This is a genomic window from Sphingomonas morindae (assembly GCF_023822065.1).
In the GTDB taxonomy this organism is placed as follows: domain Bacteria; phylum Pseudomonadota; class Alphaproteobacteria; order Sphingomonadales; family Sphingomonadaceae; genus Solisphingomonas; species Solisphingomonas morindae.
Window position 1 is genome coordinate 151,350 of the sequence record NZ_CP084930.1, and the last position, 19,287, is coordinate 170,636.

At 69.8% G+C, this 19,287-nt stretch carries 19 protein-coding genes; 13 read left to right on the top strand and 6 right to left on the bottom strand.

Annotation, left to right across the window (positions count from 1 at the left end; all coding sequences use genetic code 11):
* Positions 1 to 108 precede the first annotated feature (108 nt).
* The 6 genes from LHA26_RS00700 (at position 109) to LHA26_RS00725 (ending at position 2,904) form a co-directional block, all read left to right on the top strand.
* On the top strand, positions 109 to 711 hold the full coding sequence (locus tag LHA26_RS00700) for a hypothetical protein (protein WP_252166842.1): 603 nt from the start codon (positions 109 to 111) through the stop codon (positions 709 to 711).
* A gap of 17 nt (positions 712 to 728) precedes the next feature.
* On the top strand, positions 729 to 1,070 hold the full coding sequence (locus LHA26_RS00705) for a phage holin family protein (protein ID WP_252166843.1): 342 nt from the start codon (positions 729 to 731) through the stop codon (positions 1,068 to 1,070).
* A complete protein-coding gene (locus LHA26_RS00710; RefSeq protein WP_252166844.1) occupies positions 1,067 to 1,396 on the top strand; it encodes a hypothetical protein in 330 nt (109 codons plus the stop codon). The genes LHA26_RS00705 and LHA26_RS00710 overlap by 4 nt, the downstream gene beginning before the upstream one ends.
* Entirely contained in the window at positions 1,393 to 1,896 is a 504-nt protein-coding gene (locus LHA26_RS00715; RefSeq protein ID WP_252166845.1) for a hypothetical protein, read from the top strand. The genes LHA26_RS00710 and LHA26_RS00715 overlap by 4 nt, the downstream gene beginning before the upstream one ends.
* A 118-nt stretch (positions 1,897 to 2,014) precedes the next feature.
* Positions 2,015 to 2,620, top strand: a complete 606-nt coding sequence (locus LHA26_RS00720) for an MlaC/ttg2D family ABC transporter substrate-binding protein (protein WP_252166846.1) — start codon at positions 2,015 to 2,017, stop codon at positions 2,618 to 2,620.
* Between the two features lie 71 nt (positions 2,621 to 2,691).
* The gene (locus LHA26_RS00725) at positions 2,692 to 2,904 is read left to right on the top strand and encodes a DUF4170 domain-containing protein (protein WP_252166847.1); all 213 of its coding nucleotides are present in this window, start codon (positions 2,692 to 2,694) and stop codon (positions 2,902 to 2,904) included.
* Positions 2,905 to 2,952: 48 nt separating this feature from the next.
* Here the strand turns inward: LHA26_RS00725 and LHA26_RS00730 are convergent, their stop codons facing one another.
* From LHA26_RS00730 to carA, 4 genes are all read right to left on the bottom strand, one after another.
* Positions 2,953 to 3,597: a rhomboid family intramembrane serine protease gene (locus LHA26_RS00730; RefSeq protein ID WP_252166848.1), complete on the bottom strand. Its 645-nt coding sequence runs from the start codon at positions 3,595 to 3,597 to the stop codon at positions 2,953 to 2,955.
* 4 nt (positions 3,598 to 3,601) lie between these two features.
* A complete protein-coding gene (gene greA, locus LHA26_RS00735; protein WP_252166849.1) occupies positions 3,602 to 4,081 on the bottom strand; it encodes a transcription elongation factor GreA in 480 nt (159 codons plus the stop codon).
* A gap of 80 nt (positions 4,082 to 4,161) precedes the next feature.
* Complete coding sequence (carB, locus tag LHA26_RS00740) at positions 4,162 to 7,497, bottom strand: carbamoyl-phosphate synthase large subunit (protein WP_252166850.1); 3,336 nt, start codon at positions 7,495 to 7,497, stop codon at positions 4,162 to 4,164.
* 96 nt (positions 7,498 to 7,593) lie between these two features.
* The gene (carA, locus tag LHA26_RS00745; protein WP_252166851.1) at positions 7,594 to 8,766 is read right to left on the bottom strand and encodes a glutamine-hydrolyzing carbamoyl-phosphate synthase small subunit; all 1,173 of its coding nucleotides are present in this window, start codon (positions 8,764 to 8,766) and stop codon (positions 7,594 to 7,596) included.
* Positions 8,767 to 8,898: 132 nt separating this feature from the next.
* Between carA and LHA26_RS00750 the strand changes: the two genes are divergently transcribed.
* From LHA26_RS00750 to LHA26_RS00765, 4 genes are all read left to right on the top strand, one after another.
* Entirely contained in the window at positions 8,899 to 9,354 is a 456-nt protein-coding gene (locus tag LHA26_RS00750) for a GatB/YqeY domain-containing protein (protein ID WP_252166852.1), read from the top strand.
* Between the two features lie 36 nt (positions 9,355 to 9,390).
* Positions 9,391 to 11,274: a DNA primase gene (gene dnaG / locus LHA26_RS00755; protein WP_252166853.1), complete on the top strand. Its 1,884-nt coding sequence runs from the start codon at positions 9,391 to 9,393 to the stop codon at positions 11,272 to 11,274.
* Positions 11,275 to 11,285: 11 nt separating this feature from the next.
* Positions 11,286 to 13,313 carry an RNA polymerase sigma factor RpoD gene (gene rpoD, locus LHA26_RS00760; RefSeq protein WP_252166854.1) on the top strand — a complete coding sequence of 676 codons (2,028 nt, stop codon included), beginning with the start codon at positions 11,286 to 11,288 and terminating at the stop codon, positions 13,311 to 13,313.
* A gap of 105 nt (positions 13,314 to 13,418) precedes the next feature.
* The gene (locus LHA26_RS00765) at positions 13,419 to 14,069 is read left to right on the top strand and encodes a DUF6975 family protein (RefSeq protein ID WP_252166855.1); all 651 of its coding nucleotides are present in this window, start codon (positions 13,419 to 13,421) and stop codon (positions 14,067 to 14,069) included.
* On the opposite strand, the gene LHA26_RS00770 is transcribed toward LHA26_RS00765, so the two are convergent.
* Positions 14,070 to 15,173 (bottom strand): anhydro-N-acetylmuramic acid kinase, encoded by a 1,104-nt coding sequence (locus LHA26_RS00770; protein WP_252166856.1) that lies wholly within the window; start codon positions 15,171 to 15,173, stop codon positions 14,070 to 14,072. It abuts the gene before it with no gap.
* A gap of 32 nt (positions 15,174 to 15,205) precedes the next feature.
* On the opposite strand from LHA26_RS00770, the gene tyrS reads away from it, so the two are divergent.
* Together tyrS and LHA26_RS00780 are read left to right on the top strand one after the other, a co-directional pair.
* A complete protein-coding gene (tyrS, locus tag LHA26_RS00775) occupies positions 15,206 to 16,432 on the top strand; it encodes a tyrosine--tRNA ligase (RefSeq protein WP_252166857.1) in 1,227 nt (408 codons plus the stop codon).
* Positions 16,433 to 16,522: 90 nt separating this feature from the next.
* Positions 16,523 to 16,855 (top strand): PilZ domain-containing protein, encoded by a 333-nt coding sequence (locus LHA26_RS00780; protein ID WP_252166858.1) that lies wholly within the window; start codon positions 16,523 to 16,525, stop codon positions 16,853 to 16,855.
* 16 nt (positions 16,856 to 16,871) lie between these two features.
* Here the strand turns inward: LHA26_RS00780 and recG are convergent, their stop codons facing one another.
* The gene (gene recG / locus LHA26_RS00785) at positions 16,872 to 18,935 is read right to left on the bottom strand and encodes an ATP-dependent DNA helicase RecG (RefSeq protein WP_252166859.1); all 2,064 of its coding nucleotides are present in this window, start codon (positions 18,933 to 18,935) and stop codon (positions 16,872 to 16,874) included.
* A gap of 77 nt (positions 18,936 to 19,012) precedes the next feature.
* Between recG and LHA26_RS00790 the strand changes: the two genes are divergently transcribed.
* The gene (locus tag LHA26_RS00790) at positions 19,013 to 19,279 is read left to right on the top strand and encodes an FAD assembly factor SdhE (protein WP_252166860.1); all 267 of its coding nucleotides are present in this window, start codon (positions 19,013 to 19,015) and stop codon (positions 19,277 to 19,279) included.
* The last annotated feature ends 8 nt before the right edge of the window (positions 19,280 to 19,287 follow it).

Consider the following 19,287-nt stretch of genomic DNA (forward strand, 5'->3'; position numbering starts at 1 on the left):
GTTCCGGCGGCGCAATCGGGGTTGCGCGCGGAACCCCGCGCAACGCGGCTGGTTGTGTCTGCAAATGCGCGCGCTACTGTTCGCGAGCCGTAACGAAGGAGGACCGCCATGGCCGAGACACTCCCAGAAGGCACCGATCACGTCGTGCCGGGCGCCACCGCCACCACGCCGTCGCCGGCGCCGGATGCCACCCCCGCCTCCCCGGGCGACCGCCTGAACTCCGACACCGAGAGCACGGGCGGCCGCTTCAACGCCGAGGATCTACGCGGCAAGGCGCAGGCCAAGGCCGAGGAATTGCGCGCCCAGGCGGGCGATGCGGTGCGCGACTATGCGGAGCAGGGCAAGGCGCGCGCCGCCGATGCGCTCCACCAGTTCGCGCAGCTGATCACGGACAATGCCGGTCAGCTTGACGAGAAGGCCGGCGGCCAGTTCGGCGATTATGCACGCCGCGCCGCCGATGCCGTGTCCGGCGCGGCCGATTCGCTGCGCGAGCGCGACATCCAGGAGTTTCTCGAGGATGCGCGCGGACTGGTGCGCCGTTCCCCGGCGCTGGCGCTGAGCGCGGCGGCGGCGGCGGGCTTTCTGCTCGCCCGCGTCGTCAAGGCGGGCAGCGAGGCGCTGGAGGCGCAGGCCGGCGCGATCGATCCGGCCAAGCCGGTCGGCACGGGCACCGGCGCCGCGCCCACGCCCGGCGCGTTCGACAAGCTCTGAGTCCCGGGCCGATGGGGGTGAGCCGACTCACGCTGCCGGCGCTGATCCGCCAGCTCGCACAGGATGGCGCCGCAGTCGCGCGTGCCGAGATCGCGCTCGCCAAGACCAAGGCCCGCATCCGCTTCGCCGCCGCGCGCACGGGGCTGATCCTGCTCGCGGCGGCGGCGGTCATCGCGCTGCTGGCGCTGATCGGGCTGGTGATGGGCGTGGTGCTGGCGCTGCTGCCGCTGGTCGGCGCGCTGCTGTCGGGCGTGATCGTGGCGGTGGCGGGCTTGCTGGTCGCCGGCCTGCTCGGCTGGATCGGCGCCGGCCGGCTCAGCGCCTCCACTCAGCCCGAGACCACCGAGGTGCGCGCATGAACGTGCCGTCTCCCGAACTCGCCGCCGCGGCGGCCGAGGTGCGGCGCGCGCGGGCGCGCTTCGCCGATACCGCCCAGATCATCCAGGATCGCCTCGCCCCCGCCAATCTCCTCGAGGAGACGGTGAGCGGCGTGCGCGAACATGCGGCCGATTTCGCGCAGAACTCGGTGGAGGTCGCGCGCAAGCGGCCGGGCATGGTCGCCGGTGCGGGCGCGGCGGCGGCGCTGCTGCTGCTCCGCCGCCCGCTGGCCCGGCTGTTCAGCCGCAAGGATACCCGCCCCGCGCCCGGCGTTGGAGGCGCAGCACAAGAGAAGGACGAACAATGAGCGCGAGCGACAACAGCCAGCCTGCCACCAGCGGCGCCGCGGGCGTCAAGAAGCCGCTGCGCGACGGCATCGACAGCGTCAAGGCGCATCTGGGCGACGCCGCCCATGCCGCGCAGACCGCCACCCATGGCGCGCTGGACCGCGCCGGCGAGGCCTATGCGAGCGGCCTCGACAAGGCCCGGGGCGCCGGCGAGGGGATCGGCGCCAATCCGCTCACCGCGCTGGCGGGCGGCCTGGTGCTGGGCGTGGCGCTGGGCGCTTTGCTGCCCCGCACCGAGCGCGAGACCGCGCTGTTCGGCGCCGCCGGTCAGCGGCTGAACGGCGCCGCGCGCGACGCCGCCGAGGCCGCCCGGGGCGCCGGGCGCGACAAGCTCGCCGAGCTGGGCTTTAGCCGCGATTCGGCGCGCGACACGATGAAGAGCCTGTTCGAGGCCGTGATCGCCGCCGCCACCAGCGCCGGCAGCGCCGCCGCCGACGCCGCCCGCACCAGCGGCCGCTGACAGCGACGGTTCAGCCCGCTTTCGCTATGGCACCGCCGGATCGCCCCGCCCGGCGGTCCGGTGCCGGAGTTTTCATCGACCTTGCGCCGCCATGGGCGGCCACCCCGGAGATTGATCCATGACGATGTTCCGCTCGGTCGCGATCGCCGCGGCCGTTGGCGTCGCGGCCCTGGCGGCCCCCGTGCTCACCGCGCCCGCCGCCGCCGCCACGGTCGACAATAGCGATCCCAGCCGCTTCATCACCACGCTTTCGTCCGAGGCCTTCCGCGTGCTGCGCACCGGCAGCAAGGCGAGCGCGCGTCCGCAGTTCCGCCAGCTGCTCGGCCAATATTTCGCGATCGACGAGATTGGCGACCGGCTGATCCGCCGCTGGCGTCCGCAGATCAGCCCGGCGCAGTACCAGGCCTATCAGGCCGCCCTGCCCGGCTTCCTGATCGGCACCTATGCCGATCGCCTGTACGATTATTCCGACGCCAAGGTGACGGTGGTGCGGGCCATTCCGCGCGGCGACGGCGCGGCGGTGCAGAGCACGGTGGTTCGGCCTGGCGCCAATCCCGTGACCGCGATCTGGACGGTCCAGAAGGTGGGCGGCGGCTACAAGATCACCAACCTCACCGTGGCCGGGGTCAATCTCGTCCTCACCCAGACGGCGGATTTCGACTCCTACGTCCAGAAGAACGGCTTCGACAAGCTGGTCGCCTTCATGAAGAGCCGCTCCAGCTAAGCAGCCCTGCGGGGTTGTGCGCTGCGGCGTTCGCGCTTACCGAGCGCGCAACCCCTTTCGGAAGGATGGCGATGAGCAAGCTCCATCTCGTTTTTGGCGGTCGCGTCCGCGATCCGCGCGGGCTCGATTTCGCGGACCTGTCCGCGCTCGATGTCGTCGGCTTCTACCCGGACGAGAAGAGCGCCGAGGCCGCCTGGCGCGGCGCGGCGCAGCGTACCGTGGATGATGCCGAGATGAAATATGTGGTGGTGCATCTGCACCGCCTGCTCGAGCCCGAGCTTTAACCGATACGCCGCCGGGGGCGCGCCGCCCCCGTCATGCGCCGGCCCGTGTCAGGCGCTGCGATAGCGGAACAGCAGCAGCGGCCGCGCCAGCACCAGCCCGGCCAGAAAGCCGCCGATATGCGCGGCGACCGCGATGCTGCTGCCTTCGGGCACCCCCGGCATGCCACCCTGGGCGAAGCCGATCAGCGCCTGCAACCCGATCCAGGCCGCCGCCAGCCAGGCGACATGCAGCGCCCGGCCCGAGCGCGGGCTCCAGCCCATCGCCCGCGGGCGGCCATAGAGCAGCGCATAGGCGCCGATCACCGCCGAGGCCGCGCCGCTGGCGCCCACCATCGGCACCAGCCCCTGCGGATCGGCGACATATTGCGCCGCCGCCGCCGCATAGGCGCCCACCAGATAGAGCAGCACCACGCCGCCCGCGCCGATCGAGGCTTCCACGAAGCGCGCGCAGAAGCCCAGCATCAGCATGTTGAACAGCAGGTGCAGCAGCCCGGCATGGACCAGCGTGGCGGTGAGCGGCGTCGCCCAGAAGGGCACCGCCTGGGGCGGCGTGAAGCCGAGCGACAGGCGCCCCGGGATGAAGCCGGCCAGCACCGCCAGCTGGGGCGAGAGACCGGCCAAGGCGGCGATCCCCCAGGCCCCGGCGGTCGCGCCGATGATCGCCGCCGTGGCGCGCGCGGGGGGCAGCCGCACCGGCTTAGATGAACTCGATCTTGTCGATCGCATAATAGCGATCGCCGGACGGCACCGTCACCTCGACCTCGTCGCCCACGCGACGGCCGATCAGCGCGCGGCCGAGCGGCGAGTTGTAGGAGATCCGGCCCTTCTTGGCGTCCGCCTCCATCTGCCCCACGATCTGGTAGACGACGGGCTTATCGTCCTCGTCCACCATGTGCACCGTCGCGCCGAACACCACCTTGTCGCCGCTCAGCGTGGTCGGGTCGATCACGACCGCCCGGCTGAGCCTGTCCTCGAGATCGGCGATCGTCGCCTCGATCTGGCCCTGCCGCTCCTTGGCGGCGTGATATTCCGCATTCTCGGAGAGATCGCCATGGGCGCGCGCCTCCTCGATCGCATCGATCACCTCGGGACGTTCGATCGTCTTGAGGCGCTGCAGTTCGTCCGAGATGAGCTTGTGGCCCTCCGCCAGCATCGGCATCTTCTCGACCGTCGCCATGTCCCGCACAACCTTTCCGTCAAAAATGCCGCGCCCGGCCCCTCCCTATGGGCCGTCCGATTACCGTTACTGTGGGGAGATCATCGCGGCGGTGCGGAATAATAGGCCTGGAGCGGCTTCACTTCAAGCGGACGGCTGCGAACGGCCGCAATCGCCTGGGCCGAGGCGACGCTCGCCGCCGCCGTGGTGAAATAGGGAATGCGCGCGCCGACCGCCGAAACGCGGATTTCGCGGCTGTCCTTCAGCGATTGCCAGCCTTCGGTGGTGTTGAAGATCAAATCGATCCCGCCATCCTTGATGCGGTCCACGATGTGCGGCCGGCCCTGCGCCACCTTGTTGACCCGCGTCACGCGCAGCCCCTCGGCCTCGAGGAAATCGGCCGTGCCCGTGGTGGCGACGATCGCGAAGCCGAGTTCGGCGAGAATCCGCACGCCCGGCAGGATCTGCGCCTTGTCCGAAGGCTTGACCGACACGAAGACGGTGCCGCGCTCCGGCAGCCGGACATTGCCGCCGAGCTGCGACTTGTAGAAGGCCATGGCGAAATCGGTGTCGATCCCCATCACCTCGCCGGTCGATTTCATCTCGGGCGAGAGCACCGGATCGACGCCGGGAAAGCGCGCGAAGGGGAAGACGGCTTCCTTGATCGCGATATAGTCCGGCACGATCTGCAGCGGCGGGAAGCCGGCAAGCGGTTCGCCCGCCATCACCAGCGAGGCGATCTTGGCGACGGGGCGGCCGATCGCCTTGGCGACGAAGGGCACGGTGCGGCTGGCGCGGGGATTGACCTCGATCAGATAGACCTGCTCGTCCTTCACCGCGAACTGGATGTTCATCAGCCCCTTTACCTTCAGCGCGCGGGCCAGCGCATCGGCCTGGCGGCGGATCTCCTCGATCACCGGCGCGGACAGGCTGTAGGGCGGCAGCGTGCAGGCGCTGTCGCCCGAATGGACGCCCGCCTCCTCGATATGCTGCATCACGCCCGCGACCACCACGTCGGTGCCGTCGGCGATGGCGTCGACATCCACCTCGATCGCGTCGCGCAGATATTGGTCGATCAGCACCGGCGATTCGCCGGACACCTGCACCGCCGTGGCGATATAGGCATCGAGCTGGTCCGGCCCGTCGACGATCTCCATGGCACGTCCGCCCAGCACATAGGAGGGGCGGATCAGCACGGGATAGCCGACGCGATCGGCCACGCTCAGCGCTTCCTCGCGGCTGCGCGCGATGCCGTTGCGCGGCTGGCGCAGGCCGAGCCGCTCGACCAGCGCGGCGAAGCGCTCGCGATCCTCGGCCAGGTCGATCGCATCGGGGCTGGTGCCGAGGATGGGGATGCCGGCGCGCTCCAGCTCGCCCGCCAGCTTGAGCGGGGTCTGGCCACCGAATTGCACGATCACGCCCTCCAGCGCGCCCGCCTGCTGCTCCACGGCCAGGATCTCGAGCACGTCCTCCGCCGTCAGCGGCTCGAAATAGAGCCGGTCCGACGTGTCATAGTCGGTCGAGACGGTCTCGGGATTGCAGTTGATCATGATCGTCTCGAACCCGGCGTCGGCGAGCGCGAAACAGGCGTGGCAGCAGCAATAATCGAATTCGATGCCCTGGCCGATCCGGTTGGGGCCGCCGCCCAGGATCACCACCTTGCGGCGGTCGCTCGGCGCCGCCTCATTTTCGGGCTCGCCAAAGGCCGGCGCCTCATAGGTGGAGTACATATAGGGCGTCTTGGCCTCGAACTCGGCCGCGCAGGTGTCGATCCGCTTGAACACGGGGCGCACGCCGAGCTTGTGGCGCAGCGCGCGCACCTCCTCCTCGGTGACGCCGCCGGTCATGGCCTTGAGCGTATCGTGGATCAGGCCCGACCCGCGCGCCTGCACGCTGGCCATGCCGCCCGCGACATGCGCGCTCTCCAGCGCCAGCGCGGCGAGCCTCTTGTCCGAAAAGCCGAGCGCCTTGAGCCGGCGCATCGCGGTGGCGTCGCGCGGCAGGCCGTTCTCGAGCACGCCCTGCTCCGCCGCCACGATCTCGCGCAGCCGCTCCAGGAACCAGGGATCATATTTGGCGAGCGCGTGGATCTCGTCGACGGTGAAGCCCTCGCGCAGCGCCTGGGCGGCCATCAACAGCCGGTCGGGCGTGGGGCGCGCCAGCGCCGCCTCGATCTCGGCGCGCGGGCGGCCGGCGAGGCGCTGCACCGGATCGAGGCCGCACAGCCCCGTCTCCAGCCCGCGGAGCGCCTTTTGCAGGCTCTCCGGAAAGCTGCGGCCGATCGCCATCACCTCGCCGACCGATTTCATCGCCGTCGTCAGCGTGTCGTCCGAGCCCTTGAATTTCTCGAAGGCGAAGCGCGGGATCTTGGTGACGACATAGTCGATCGTCGGCTCGAACGCGGCCGGCGTGGCGCCGGTGATGTCGTTCATGATCTCGTCGAGCGTATAGCCCACCGCCAGCTTGGCGGCGACCTTGGCGATCGGGAAGCCGGTGGCCTTGGACGCCAGCGCCGAGGATCGGCTGACACGCGGATTCATCTCGATCACGACCAGCCGGCCATCCGCGGGATTGACCGCGAACTGCACGTTGGAGCCGCCGGTTTCCACCCCGATCTCGCGCAGCACCGCGATCGAGGCGTTGCGCATGATCTGATATTCCTTGTCGGTCAGCGTCAGCGCCGGAGCGACGGTGATCGAATCGCCGGTATGCACTCCCATCGGATCGATATTCTCGATCGAGCAGATGATGATGGCATTGTCGTTCCGATCCCGGACGACCTCCATCTCATATTCCTTCCAGCCGAGCAGCGATTCCTCGATCAGCACCTCGGTGGTCGGCGAGGCGGCGAGGCCGCCGGTGACGATGGTGACGAACTCCTCGCGATTATAGGCGACGCCGCCGCCCGTTCCGCCGAGCGTGAAGGACGGCCGGATGATCGCCGGCAGGCCGACGCGCTCGAGCGCGGCGAGCGCCTCCTCCACCGTGTGCGCCACCGCCGAACGCGCGCTCTCCAGGCCGATCTTGTCCATGGCGAGGCGGAATTTCTGCCGATCCTCGGCCTTGTCGATCGCTTCGGCATCGGCGCCGATCATCTGCACGCCGAACTTGGCCAGCGTGCCGTCCTGGTACAGGCTGAGCGCGGTGTTGAGCGCGGTCTGGCCGCCCATGGTGGGCAGCACCGCGTCGGGCCGCTCGGCCTCGATGATCTTGGCCACCACCGCCGGCGTGATCGGCTCGACATAGGTGGCGTCGGCGAACTCCGGATCGGTCATGATCGTGGCCGGGTTGGAATTGACCAGTACGATCCGATAGCCCTCGGCCTTGAGCGCCTTGATCGCCTGCGTGCCCGAATAATCGAACTCGCACGCCTGGCCGATCACGATCGGGCCGGCGCCGATCACCAGAATGGAGGAGATGTCGGTCCGTTTGGGCATGGTGGCGCTACCTTCCAGTCCCCCGCCGGCGGGCCGGGGAAGTGCTATTGATCGTGCGACGGAAAAACCCCTTCCGGCAGGCGGAAGGGGCGCGGCTCACGCCCGCTTCCGCAGCTGGCTTACGAATTGGTCGAACAGATAATGGCTGTCCTGCGGGCCGGGGCTCGCCTCCGGGTGATATTGCACCGAGAAGGCGGGCTTGTCGGTCAGCCGCAGCCCGGCGAGCGAGCCGTCGAACAGCGAGATGTGCGTCGCCTCGGCATTGGCGGGCAGGCTCTCCGTCTCGACCGCGAAACCATGGTTCATGCTGGTGATCTCGACGCGACCGTCGCTGGTGCGCTTGACCGGATGGTTGGCGCCGCGATGGCCCTGATGCATCTTGCTGGTGCGCGCGCCGACCGCGAGGCCGAGCAGCTGGTGGCCGAGACAGATGCCGAACAGCGGCGTGCCGATCTCCAGCAGCTGGCGGATCACCGGCACGGCATAGGCGCCGGTCGCGGCCGGATCGCCCGGACCGTTGGAGAGGAACACGCCGTCCGGCTCGTGGCGCATCACATCCTCGAAGCTGGCCGTGGCCGGCACTACCGTGACCCGCGCGCCGGCGGCGACGAGGTTACGCAGGATGTTGCGCTTCAGCCCGTAATCGATGGCGACGACGTGCGGCCCCTCGGGATTGGCGGCGTGGGTGGCATAGCCCTGGCCGAGCGTCCACAGCCCGTCCTCCCAGCCATAGCTCTGCAGCGCCGACACGTCGCGGGCGAGATCCATGCCCTCGAGCCCCGGCCAGGCCCGCGCCTGCTCGATCAGGGCGGGCAGGTCGAACGCGCCATCGGGGGCATGGGCGATCACGCCATTGGGCGCGCCTTCCAGCCGGATCAGCCGGGTGAGCGCGCGCGTGTCGACGCCCGCCAGCCCGATCCGGCCCTGGCCGCGCAGCCAGTCATCGAAGCGCTGGGTGGCGCGGAAGTTGGACGGTTGGGTGACATCCTCGCGCACCACGCAGCCGAGCGCGAACGGGTTCTGCGCCTCCACATCCTCGCCATTGGCGCCGACATTGCCGATATGCGGAAAGGTGAAGGTAACGATCTGTCCGGCATAGGAGGGATCGGTCATCACCTCCTGATAGCCGGTCATCGCGGTGTTGAAGCACACTTCGCCGACGGCGGTGCCGGGTGCGCCGAAGCCGCGCCCGAAAATGACTTTACCGGAAGCGAGCACGAGCGCGCCGGTGGCGCCTTCGGGCACGCGCACGGGTTCGGTATCGGCCATGCACGATCCTCCTCAGGCAGTGGCGGGCGGGTAAACGGCCGGCGTCCTAGGGGGGCTCCCGCCGCCGGTCAATCTAGTATTCCGAAGCGGGTGGCGCTAGGCTCCGGCCTTTCCTGTCGAGCCCAAGAGCCCATGATCCGAGACGATATCAAGAGCGCGCTGGTCGCCGCCATGAAGGCCCGCGACTCCGCGCAAACCGGCACGCTGCGGCTGATTCAGGCCGCGCTGAAGAATCGTGACATCGAAGCGCGCACCGGCGCCGCGCCGGCCGATGACGACAGCCTCGTCGTCGACGTGCTGAACAAGATGGCCAAGCAGCGCCGCGAATCGATCACCTTGTACGAGCAGGGCAACCGCGCCGAGCTGGCGGCGGCCGAGGCGGCCGAGCTGGCGATCATCGAGAGCTTCCTGCCGCGCCGCATGGATGAGGCCGAGACCAAGGCCGCGATCGACGCCATCGCCGAGGAGCTTGGCGCCGTCTCGCAGAAGGATATGGGCCGCGTCATCGCCGCGCTGAAGGCGCGCCACGGCACCAGCCTGGACATGGCCAAGGCGAGCGGCCTGGTGAAGGCACGACTCGCCTCCTGACGATGGACGAGGCGACACCGCGCGCTATGCTGGGCCATGGCGTCTAGGGAGAGCGAGGGCCCGGTCGGGGGCGATGGCCGGGCGCGGCGCGCCGGCGGTGGCGGCGGCTTCGCGCTCCTCTCCAACGCCTTTCTCGACGAGCTGCGGGCGCGCACTCTACTTTCGGCGCTGATCGGGCGCACCCTCAAGCTCCACAAGGCCGGCCCGGAGTACAAGGCCTGCTGCCCCTTCCACCACGAGAAGACGCCGAGCTTCTACGTCAACGATTCGAAGCAGTTCTACCACTGCTTCGGGTGCGGCGCGCATGGCGACGCGATCCGCTGGATGACGGACCAGCGCGGCCTCCCCTTCATGGATGCGGTGAAGGAGCTGGCGGACGCGGCGGGCATGGCGCTGCCCGCGCCCGATCCCGCCAGCCGCGAGCGCGCCGAGCGCGCCGCCGGGTTGCAGGATGTCACTGCCGCGGCCGCCGCCTTCTATGCCCAGCGCCTCGCCGCCCCCGCCGGCGCCGAGGCGCGCGCCTATCTGGCCCGGCGCGGCCTCGATGCCGCGACCATCGCCGAATTCGGGCTCGGCTATGCGCCCGCCGGCCGTCGCGCGCTGGCCGAGGCCCTGACCCGCTTCCCCGAGGCGATGCTGGTCGAATCCGGCATGCTGATCCGTCCGGAGAGCGGCGAGACCTATGATCGCTTCCGCGAGCGCCTGATCATCCCGATCGCCGACCGGCGCGGCCGCGTGATCGCCTTTGGCGGGCGCATCCTCGGAACGGGCGAGCCCAAATATCTCAACTCGCCGGAAACGCCGCTGTTCGACAAGGGCGCCACCCTGTTCAACCTGCACCGCGCCGCCGCCGCCAGCCGCAAGAGCGGGCGGCTGATCGTGGTGGAGGGCTATCTGGACGTGATCGCGCTGGCCCAGGCCGGGATCGGGGAGGCGGTGGCGCCGCTCGGCACCGCGCTGACCGAACGCCAGCTCGAGGCGGCCTGGGCGCTGGCCGACGCGCCGATCCTGTGCATGGACGGCGACGCCGCCGGCCGCAAGGCGGCGGTGCGCGCGGCCGAGCGCGCGATGCCGCTGCTGCGCCCCGGCAAGAGCCTGGCCTTCGTCACTCTGCCCGCCGGCATCGACCCGGACGATCTCGTCCGCAGCGGCGGCGCCGCCGCCATGGAGGCCGCGCTCGCGCAGCCGCTGCCGCTGCTCCGCCTGATCTACGAGCATGAGCGCGCGGCCGGCGACATGGCCCAGCCCGAACAGCGCGCGGGGCTGCGGCGGCGGCTCGAGGCGCTGGCGGCAAGCTGCACCGATCCGATCGTGGCGCAGGAGTTCAAGCGCTCCTTCAACGATCTCTTCTTCGAGGACTTTGGCTGGAAGCGTGGCGAGCGGCGCGCGATCGCGAGCGCGGTGCTGCACAGCGAACCGCGCCAGCCCGGCGATGTCGGCGGGCTGGTGTTGCGCCAGCTGCTCTACGGCCTGTCGCGCCATCCGCAGGTGCTGCGCCGCCACGCCGAGCGGCTGGCCCATCTGCCGATCGACCAGCCCCGCCTCGCCCGCTGGCGCGATACGCTGGTGGCGGCGGCGCTGCGCGGCGCCGATCTTGAAGGCGATTGCATCGACCACATATTGGCGGCTGACGGCCTCGCGCAGGTGCTGGAACAAAGGCTGACCCGGGACCTGCGCTTCGCCTTCACCAGCGAGGCCGCGGACGAGGAGCGCAGAATTGCGGTCCTTGAAGGTCTTATCGCCTTCCTCTGCGAGGAACGGGAACTTGACGAAGGGCTCCGCGGTCTAGACAGGGCTGCAGTCGAGGACGGCGCCGGCGATGGCTATCTAGCGATCGAGGCGGAGAGACAATATCTACGGGCACGAAGGGCTGAACTCTTCGCCGCGGCCAGCTTTCTCGGGTCGGGCGGGCAGGATTGACGGGACCAAGAATGGCGAAGACCAACACGATCGAAGCTTCGGCGGGCGGCACGGGCGGTGACGGCGATGCGCCGCTCATCGACCTGAACGACGCCCAGCTCAAGAAGCTGATCGCGCGCGCCAAGAAGCGTGGCTACCTGACCTATGACGAGCTGAACGAGGCCCTGCCCCAGGATCAGATGACCTCCGATCAGCTCGAGGACATCATGTCCGCGCTGAACGAGATGGGCGTCAACATCGTCGAGAACGAGGATGCGGGCGAGGACGAGAAGCCGCAGGACGAGGACGAGACGCCCGAGGAGGGCGGCGAGGAAGGCGAGCCCGCCATCTTCCAGGTCCAGCAGAAGAAAGAGACGGTCGATCGCACCGACGATCCCGTCCGCATGTATCTGCGCGAAATGGGCGCGGTGGAGCTGCTCAGCCGCGAGGGCGAGATCGCCATCGCCAAGCGGATCGAGGCCGGCCGCGACACCATGATCCTCGGCCTGTGCGAGAGCCCGATCACCTTCAACGCCATCATCGAATGGTCGACGGCCCTCAACGAGGGCACGATGCAGCTGCGCGAGATCCTCGATCTCGACGCCATGCTCAACAAGGATCCCGCGCCCGAAAGCCTGTCCGAGGACGGCGAGGATGACGGCGGCGAAATTTCCGAGAAGACCGCCGGTCCGTCCTTCAAGGAGGAAGAGGAGCCCGAGGAGGCCCCCGCCGACGAGGAGGACGAGCTTACCGAGCGCCGCGTGCCGCGTCCCGCCGAGGACGAGGATGAGGACAATACCCTCAGCCTCGCCCAGATGGAGGAGACGCTGAAGCCGCTCGCGCTCGAGCGGTTCGCGCGGATCACCGAATTGTACGGCCAGTTCGCCGAGGTGCAGCGCACCCGCGTGGAGGCCTTCAACATCGGTGGTTTTTCCGAGGCGCAGGAGGCCGGCTACCAGCAGCTGCGCGAGGATCTCACCGCCGAGGTGGAGAGCGTCCAGTTCCACGGCGCCAAGATCGAATATCTGGTCGATCAGCTCTATGCCTATAACCGGCGCCTGACCGCGTTGGGCGGCCAGATGCTGCGCCTCGCGGAGCGCCACAAGGTGCCCCGCAAGGCCTTTCTCGACGCCTATATCGATCATGAGCTGGAGGAGAACTGGCTCGATCGCGTGCGCGGGATCGACAAGAAGTTCGCCAATTTCGCCGCCGCCGAATCCGGCCCGGTCGAGCGGATCCGCAGCGAAATCGCCGAGATCGTCCAGGCGACCGGCATGTCGCTTCCGGAATTCCGCCGCATCGTCAACATGGTGCAGAAGGGCGAGCGCGAGGCCCGGATCGCCAAGAAGGAGATGGTCGAGGCCAATCTCCGTCTCGTGATCTCGATCGCCAAGAAATATACCAATCGCGGGCTGCAGTTCCTGGATCTCATCCAGGAGGGCAATATCGGCCTGATGAAGGCGGTGGATAAGTTCGAATATCGCCGCGGCTACAAGTTCAGCACCTATGCGACCTGGTGGATCCGGCAGGCGATCACCCGCTCGATCGCCGATCAGGCGCGCACCATCCGCATCCCGGTGCACATGATCGAGACGATCAACAAGCTGGTGCGCACCTCGCGCCAGTTCCTCCACGAGACCGGCCGCGAGCCGACGCCGGAGGAACTGGCGGAGCGGCTTTCGATGCCGCTCGAGAAGGTGCGCAAGGTGATGAAGATCGCCAAGGAGCCGATCAGCCTCGAAACGCCGATCGGCGACGAGGAGGACAGCCATCTCGGGGATTTTATCGAGGACAAGAACGCCGTCATCCCGGTCGACGCCGCGATCCAGCAGAACCTCAAGGAAACCGTGACGCGGGTGCTGGCGAGCCTGACCCCGCGCGAGGAGCGGGTGCTGCGCATGCGCTTCGGGATCGGCATGAACACCGATCACACGCTTGAGGAAGTCGGCCAGCAATTTTCGGTGACGCGCGAGCGCATCCGTCAGATCGAGGCCAAGGCGCTGCGCAAGCTGAAGCATCCCTCGCGCAGCCGGAAGATGCGCAGCTTCCTGGATCAGTAAGCCGGACACGGGCTCGTACCGTTCCGGCCCCAGCATAAACCACGCCTTTACCTTCCGCCGTTAAGCCCGCCATCGAGCCGGTAGGTCCCGGCGGCGGAGGGTGGAATGGCGAGCAAGCCGGGCGATCTGCGGGCGCCGGACATGGGCAGCGGGTTGGCGGCGGTGATCGCGCGCGACGGCAGCGCCGCCCATCCCCATGTGCTGCGCCTCGCCACCGCCGCCGCGCCGGACCTCGCCGATTGCGTCCATTTCCTCGCGCTGCTGCACGGCCGCTTTCCCGGCGTGCTGGATCACGCGGCCGAGCGTGTCTTCGCCACCGGCGCGCGCGACTGGATGTTCCGCGCCGCCGCCGCCTTCGCCGCCGAGCGCGCCTTCCTGGCCCGCCTGGTGCTGGTTGTGGGCGCGATGCCGATCACCATCGCCCAGACCCAGAGCGAGAACGCGGCGCTGCAACAGGCGCATGCGTTGGGCGTGCTGGCCCAGTCCGAACGGCGCGGCACGGCGCTCGGCGCGGCGCTCGCGCTGGTGCTGGATTGGCCCGCCATCCGCCTGCTGATGGAGCGCGCCGGCGCGGGCGCCGGGCTGGCGCTGCCGCCGCTCGATCTGCCCTCGGCCGAGGATAGCTATGCGCTCCTGCCCGCCTTGTTCGAGAATGCCGGCGTGGAGCGCGCGGTGCGGTTCGGCGTGCAGCAGCTGCTGCTTCAGCACCAGGGCCTGTGGGATCTTCTGGAGACGCGCGCCGGCACGCGCCGCTGATCAGCGCTGGGGATCATGGTGCCGGCCGCCGGTGCGCGGCGCGGCGACGCCGGTGGTGCCGGGAAAGCTGATCGGCAGCCCGCGCCGCGCCCGCACCGCCAGATAGGCGAAGCCTTCCGCCTCGGTGGCATCGCCATTCCAGCCGAGCGCCTCGATCGGCGTGACGGGCAGACCCGTGCGCGCCGCCAGCATCGCCATCAGCGTGGCATTGTGCCGCCCGCCCCCCGCGACGATCAGCCGCGCCGGACGCGCGGGCAGCAGGTCGAGCGCGAGCGCCACCGTCGCGGCGGTGAAGGCGGTGAGCGTGGCGGCGCCATCGGCCGGCGCGAGGCCGCGCGCGGGCTGGATGGTGAAATCGGCGCGGTCGAGCGATTTGGGAGGCGGCTGATCGAACCAGTCGCTGTCGAGCAGCATGTCCAGCACGCTGGCATCGACATGGCCCTGCGCCGCCAGCGCGCCGCCCGCGTCGAAGGCGCGGCCGCATTCGGCGGCCATCCAATCGTCGATCAGGCCGTTGGCCGGCCCGGTATCGAAGGCGATCAGCCGGTCCTGATCGAGATAGGTGATGTTGGCGACGCCGCCCAGGTTGAGCACCGCCGCCGGCAGCCCTTCGGCGCCTATCAGCGCGCGGTGGTAGACGGGGATCAGCGGCGCCCCCTGGCCGCCGGCGGCGACATCGGCCGAGCGGAAATCATCGGTCACCGCGATGCCCAGCGCCCGCGCCAGGGCGGCGCCGTCGCCGATCTGCCAGGTCCAGCCACGGTCCGGCCGATGCGCCACCGTCTGCCCGTGGAAGCCCGCCACCGCCACCTGCTCCGGCGCCACCCCGGCCTCGGCCAACAGGCGCCGCACCGCCGCGACATGGCGATCGGTGAGCATCGCGGCGGCGGCATCGATCGTGGCGTCGGCGCCGGGCGCGGCGCAGGCCAGCGCCCGCTGCGTCGCCGCCTGGAGCTGGCGCCGGTCGGTCTCGGCATAGGGCTCGGATCGGAAGGCGATGGGGCGGACATGCGCCTCGCCATCGGTCTCGATCAGCGCCGCGTCGACCCCGTCCAGCGAGGTGCCCGACATTAGGCCCACCGCCAGCACATGCTCGCTACCCATGCCGCATTCCCTTGTGCTACCGAGCGCCCATCATGACGCGCTTCCGGTCCGATCTCCTCCGCCTACTCGACAGCCGCGGCTATATCCACCAGCTCACCGACGCGGAGGGGCTGGACGCCCTGGCCGAACGGCAGATCGTGCCGGGCTATATCGGCTTCGATCCGACCGCGCCGTCGCTGCACGTGGGCAGCCTGGTGCAGATCATGATGCTGCGCCGGCTCCAGCAGGCGGGGCACAAGCCGATCGTGCTGATGGGCGGCGGCACCGGCAAGATCGGCGATCCGAGCTTCAAGGACGAAGCCCGCAAGCTGATGACCGAGGAGGTGATCGCCAGCAACATCGCCTCGATCAAGCGCGTGTTCGAGCGCTTCCTGCGCTTCGGCGACGGCCCGAGCGACGCCATCCTGCTCGACAATGCCGAATGGCTCGACAAGCTCGAATATATCCCCTTCCTGCGCGACATCGGCCAGCATTTCTCGGTCAACCGGATGCTGAGCTTCGATTCGGTCAAGCTGCGGCTGGATCGCGAGCAGTCGCTCTCCTTCCTCGAATTCAACTACATGATCCTCCAGGGCTATGACTTCCTGGAGCTGGCCCGACGCGCCGGATGCCGGCTGCAGATGGGCGGCTCGGATCAGTGGGGCAATATCGTCAACGGCATCGAGCTTGGCCGCCGGGTCGAGGGCACGCCCTTGTTCGGGCTGACCAGTCCGCTCATCACCACTGCCGATGGCGGCAAGATGGGCAAGACCGCTAAGGGCGCCGTCTGGCTCAACGCCGATATGCTGCCGCCCTATGATTACTGGCAGTTCTGGCGGAACACGCAGGATGCCGATGTCGGCCGCTTCCTGCGCCTCTTCACCGATCTTCCGCTCGACGAGATCGCGCGGCTGGAGGCGCTGCCGGGCGCCGAGATCAACGAGGCGAAGAAGCAGCTCGCGCACCATGCGACCGCGCTCGCCCATGGCGAGGCGGCGGCGGTGGACGCGGCCGAAACCGCGCGCCGCACCTTCGAGGAAGGCGCGGCCGGCGCGGCGCTGCCGCAGCTGCGCGTGGATGGCGGCCGGATCGGGCTGGTGCCCGCGCTGACGGTGCTCGGCTTCGCCGCCTCCAACGGCGAGGCGCGCCGCAAGATCGCCGAGGGCGCGGTGCGGCTCAACGATCTCGCCATCACCGATCCCGGGTTCGAGATCGTGCTGGAGGATCAGCCGATCAAGCTCAGCCTCGGCAAGAAGCGGCACGGCCTGTTGCTGCCCTGATCCGGACAGGGTTAGCGCGTCTTAACCGCGCGCCCTTACCAGAGCTTCAGCTCCGGGGCGCACAAGCGAGGCAGGCTTGGAGAGGAAGACATGGCCACCGCACCGCGAACGACCGAGTTGCGCCGGGCCCCGCGCGACATCGTCTCCTTCCGCACTCCCATTCGCGGCCCCGCCGGCGAAACGGGGCGCGCGATGGTGGTGGATCTTTCGCCCTTCGGGCTGATGGCGCGCAGCGCCAGCCAGGTCGCGATCGGCGAGATCATCTCCATCGCCCTGCCCGCGCTGGGCGAACGGCCGGCGCGCATCATCTGGGCGCTGGCCGGGCGGATCGGCGCCGAGTTTCTGAGCACCATCGAGGCGGGCGATTATGCGCGCCTGCTCAGCGCCGCGCCGCACGACCGGCCGAGCTGGAACGGCCTCTGACCGGAACGGCGCCGCGCTACCCCGCGCGCAGCAGCGCCACCGCCGCGTCGCGTTCGAGCAGATAGAGGAGGGTGCGCGCCGCGCGGCCGCGCGGACCGTCCAGCCCGCCGTCGCGATCGGTGAGCAGGCGCGCATCATCGTGCGCGGTGCCGATCAGCGCGGCGGTGCGCTCGGCATCGGCGAGCCGCGCCCCCGCCTCGCCCGATTGGCGCGTGCCGAGCAGCTCGCCGCCGCCGCGCAGGCGGAGATCCTCCTCGGCGATGCGGAAGCCGTCGGTCGTCTCGCGCATCAGCGCCAGGCGCGCGCGCGCGGTTTCGGACAGCGCCGCGCCGCGCAGCAAAAGGCATACCGAGTGGCCGCCGCCCCGCCCCACCCGGCCGCGCAGCTGGTGGAGCTGGGCGAGGCCGAACCGCTCCGCCCCCTCGATCACGATCAGCGTGGCGTTGGGCACGTCCACGCCCACCTCGATCACCGTGGTCGCCACCAGCACCGCCACCTCGCCGGCCTGGAAGGCGGCCATGACCGCGTCCTTGTCCGGCCCCTTCATCCGGCCATGGACAAGCCCGACGCGCGCGCCGAACTGCTGGCGCAGGCTGGCGGCGCGCGCCTCGGCGGCGGCATCGTCGCCCGTGTCGCTCTCCTCGACCAGCGGGCAGACCCAATAGGCCTGGCCGCCCGCCGCGATATGCCGGCCGAGCCCCGCCACCACCTCGTCGATCCGCTCGAGCGCGATCACGCGCGTCTCGATCGGCTGGCGGCCCGGCGGCATCTCGTCGAGCCGGCTCACATCCATCTCGCCATAATGGGCAAGGGTAAGCGTCCGAGGGATGGGGGTGGCGGTCATCACCAGCATGTGCGGCGGATGCTGGCCCTTGGCGGCGAGCATCAGCCGCTGCGCCACGCCGAAGCGGTGCTGCTCGTCCACCACCACCAGCCCGAGCGCACGATACTGGACGGCGTCCTGGAAGATGGCATGGGTGCCGATCAGAAGATCGATCGACCCGTCGGCGAGCCCCATCAGCGTCGCCTCGCGCGCGCGGCCCTTTTCGCGACCCGTCAGAATGGCGAGCCGCAGCCCGAGCGGAGCGAGCTGGCGGCTCAGCGTCTCGAAATGCTGGCGGGCGAGGATTTCGGTCGGCGCGAGGAGCGCGCCCTGCGCGCCCGCCTCGGCGGCGATCAGCAGCGCCATCAGCGCCACCAGCGTCTTGCCCGCGCCGACATCGCCCTGCAGCAGGCGCAGCATCGGCACCGACTGGGCGATATCGCCCTCGATCTCGGCGATCGCCTGCGCCTGCGCGTTGGTGGGGCGATAGGGCAGCGCCAGCCGCAGCCGGTGGCGGCCATCGCCCGCCAGCGGCCGCCCGCGCCGCCGCCGGGTCGAGGCGCGCACCAGCATCAGCGCCAATTGGTTGGCGAACACCTCGTCATAGGCGAGCCGCGCGCGCGCCGCCTCGTCCTGCGGATCGGCATGGGCCCGCATCAGCGCCGCGCCGAAGCTCGGCCAGCCCCGTGCCGAAACCAGGCTCGGCTCGATCCATTCGGGCAAATCCGGCACCCGCGCGAGCGCCTGCTCGACGAGCAGCGCGATGCGGCGCGAGGTGATGCCGGCCGACAGCGGATAGATCGGCTCGCGGCTCGCAATCTCCTCGTCGGAGCCGGGCTCCACCACCTGGTCCGGATGGACGATCTGGAGGCCCTGGCCGTAGGAATCGAGCCGGCCCGCCACCAGCCGCGCCTCGCCGATCGGAAACTGCTTGCGCGCCCAGCCGCCGCCGCCGCCGAAATAGACCAGCGCCACCGGCGCACCGGCGCTGTCCTGCGCCTCGACCCGGAACGGCCCGCGCGGCGAAGACGACGCGCGATAGCCGGTGGCGGTGAGCGCCACGATCACGCCGCGGCCGATCTCGGCCTCGGCCAGCGTGTCCACTCGCCGACGCTCCACAATCGCCACGGGAAAGTGGAACAGCACGTCGATCACCCGGTTCAGGCCGAGCTTCTTCAGCGGCTTGGCCAGGGTAGGGCCAACGCCTTTCAGCGCCTCCACCTCGGCGAACAGCGGATTGAGGATTTCGGGTCGCATCACTAGATGGCGTGTCGATACACCGCGTCGCCGCCGGCTCAAAGCGCCGCGTGCGGCCGTTCATGCTGGGAGTTATCTTGGATCGCGCTACTGAGCTCAAGCGTCTCCGTTTCCGCGCCTGGCATCGCGGCACCAAGGAGGCGGACCTGCTGATCGGCGGTTTCTTCGACCGCCACGCGGCCGGCTGGGGCGACGCGGAGATCGCCTGGTTCGCGGCGCTGCTCGAGGAAGACGATGTCGATGTCATGGCCTGGGCGATCGGCACCCAGGTTGCTCCGGCGCGCTTTCAGGGTCCGCTGATGGAAGGGCTGATGACGCTCGATTATATTCCGGTCGCCAAGTGATCCGAACC

Coding starts and splice junctions, on each gene's coding strand:
- LHA26_RS00700 (WP_252166842.1), top strand. CDS start 109: ATGGCCGAGACACTCCCAGAAGGCACCGATCACGTCGTGCCGGGCGCC.
- LHA26_RS00710 (WP_252166844.1), top strand. CDS start 1,067: ATGAACGTGCCGTCTCCCGAACTCGCCGCCGCGGCGGCCGAGGTGCGG.
- LHA26_RS00715 (WP_252166845.1), top strand. CDS start 1,393: ATGAGCGCGAGCGACAACAGCCAGCCTGCCACCAGCGGCGCCGCGGGC.
- LHA26_RS00720 (WP_252166846.1), top strand. CDS start 2,015: ATGACGATGTTCCGCTCGGTCGCGATCGCCGCGGCCGTTGGCGTCGCG.
- LHA26_RS00725 (WP_252166847.1), top strand. CDS start 2,692: ATGAGCAAGCTCCATCTCGTTTTTGGCGGTCGCGTCCGCGATCCGCGC.
- greA (WP_252166849.1), bottom strand. CDS start 4,081: ATGGCGACGGTCGAGAAGATGCCGATGCTGGCGGAGGGCCACAAGCTC.
- carB (WP_252166850.1), bottom strand. CDS start 7,497: ATGCCCAAACGGACCGACATCTCCTCCATTCTGGTGATCGGCGCCGGC.
- carA (WP_252166851.1), bottom strand. CDS start 8,766: ATGGCCGATACCGAACCCGTGCGCGTGCCCGAAGGCGCCACCGGCGCG.
- LHA26_RS00750 (WP_252166852.1), top strand. CDS start 8,899: ATGATCCGAGACGATATCAAGAGCGCGCTGGTCGCCGCCATGAAGGCC.
- dnaG (WP_252166853.1), top strand. CDS start 9,391: ATGGCGTCTAGGGAGAGCGAGGGCCCGGTCGGGGGCGATGGCCGGGCG.
- rpoD (WP_252166854.1), top strand. CDS start 11,286: ATGGCGAAGACCAACACGATCGAAGCTTCGGCGGGCGGCACGGGCGGT.
- LHA26_RS00765 (WP_252166855.1), top strand. CDS start 13,419: ATGGCGAGCAAGCCGGGCGATCTGCGGGCGCCGGACATGGGCAGCGGG.
- LHA26_RS00770 (WP_252166856.1), bottom strand. CDS start 15,173: ATGGGTAGCGAGCATGTGCTGGCGGTGGGCCTAATGTCGGGCACCTCG.
- tyrS (WP_252166857.1), top strand. CDS start 15,206: ATGACGCGCTTCCGGTCCGATCTCCTCCGCCTACTCGACAGCCGCGGC.
- LHA26_RS00780 (WP_252166858.1), top strand. CDS start 16,523: ATGGCCACCGCACCGCGAACGACCGAGTTGCGCCGGGCCCCGCGCGAC.
- recG (WP_252166859.1), bottom strand. CDS start 18,935: ATGCGACCCGAAATCCTCAATCCGCTGTTCGCCGAGGTGGAGGCGCTG.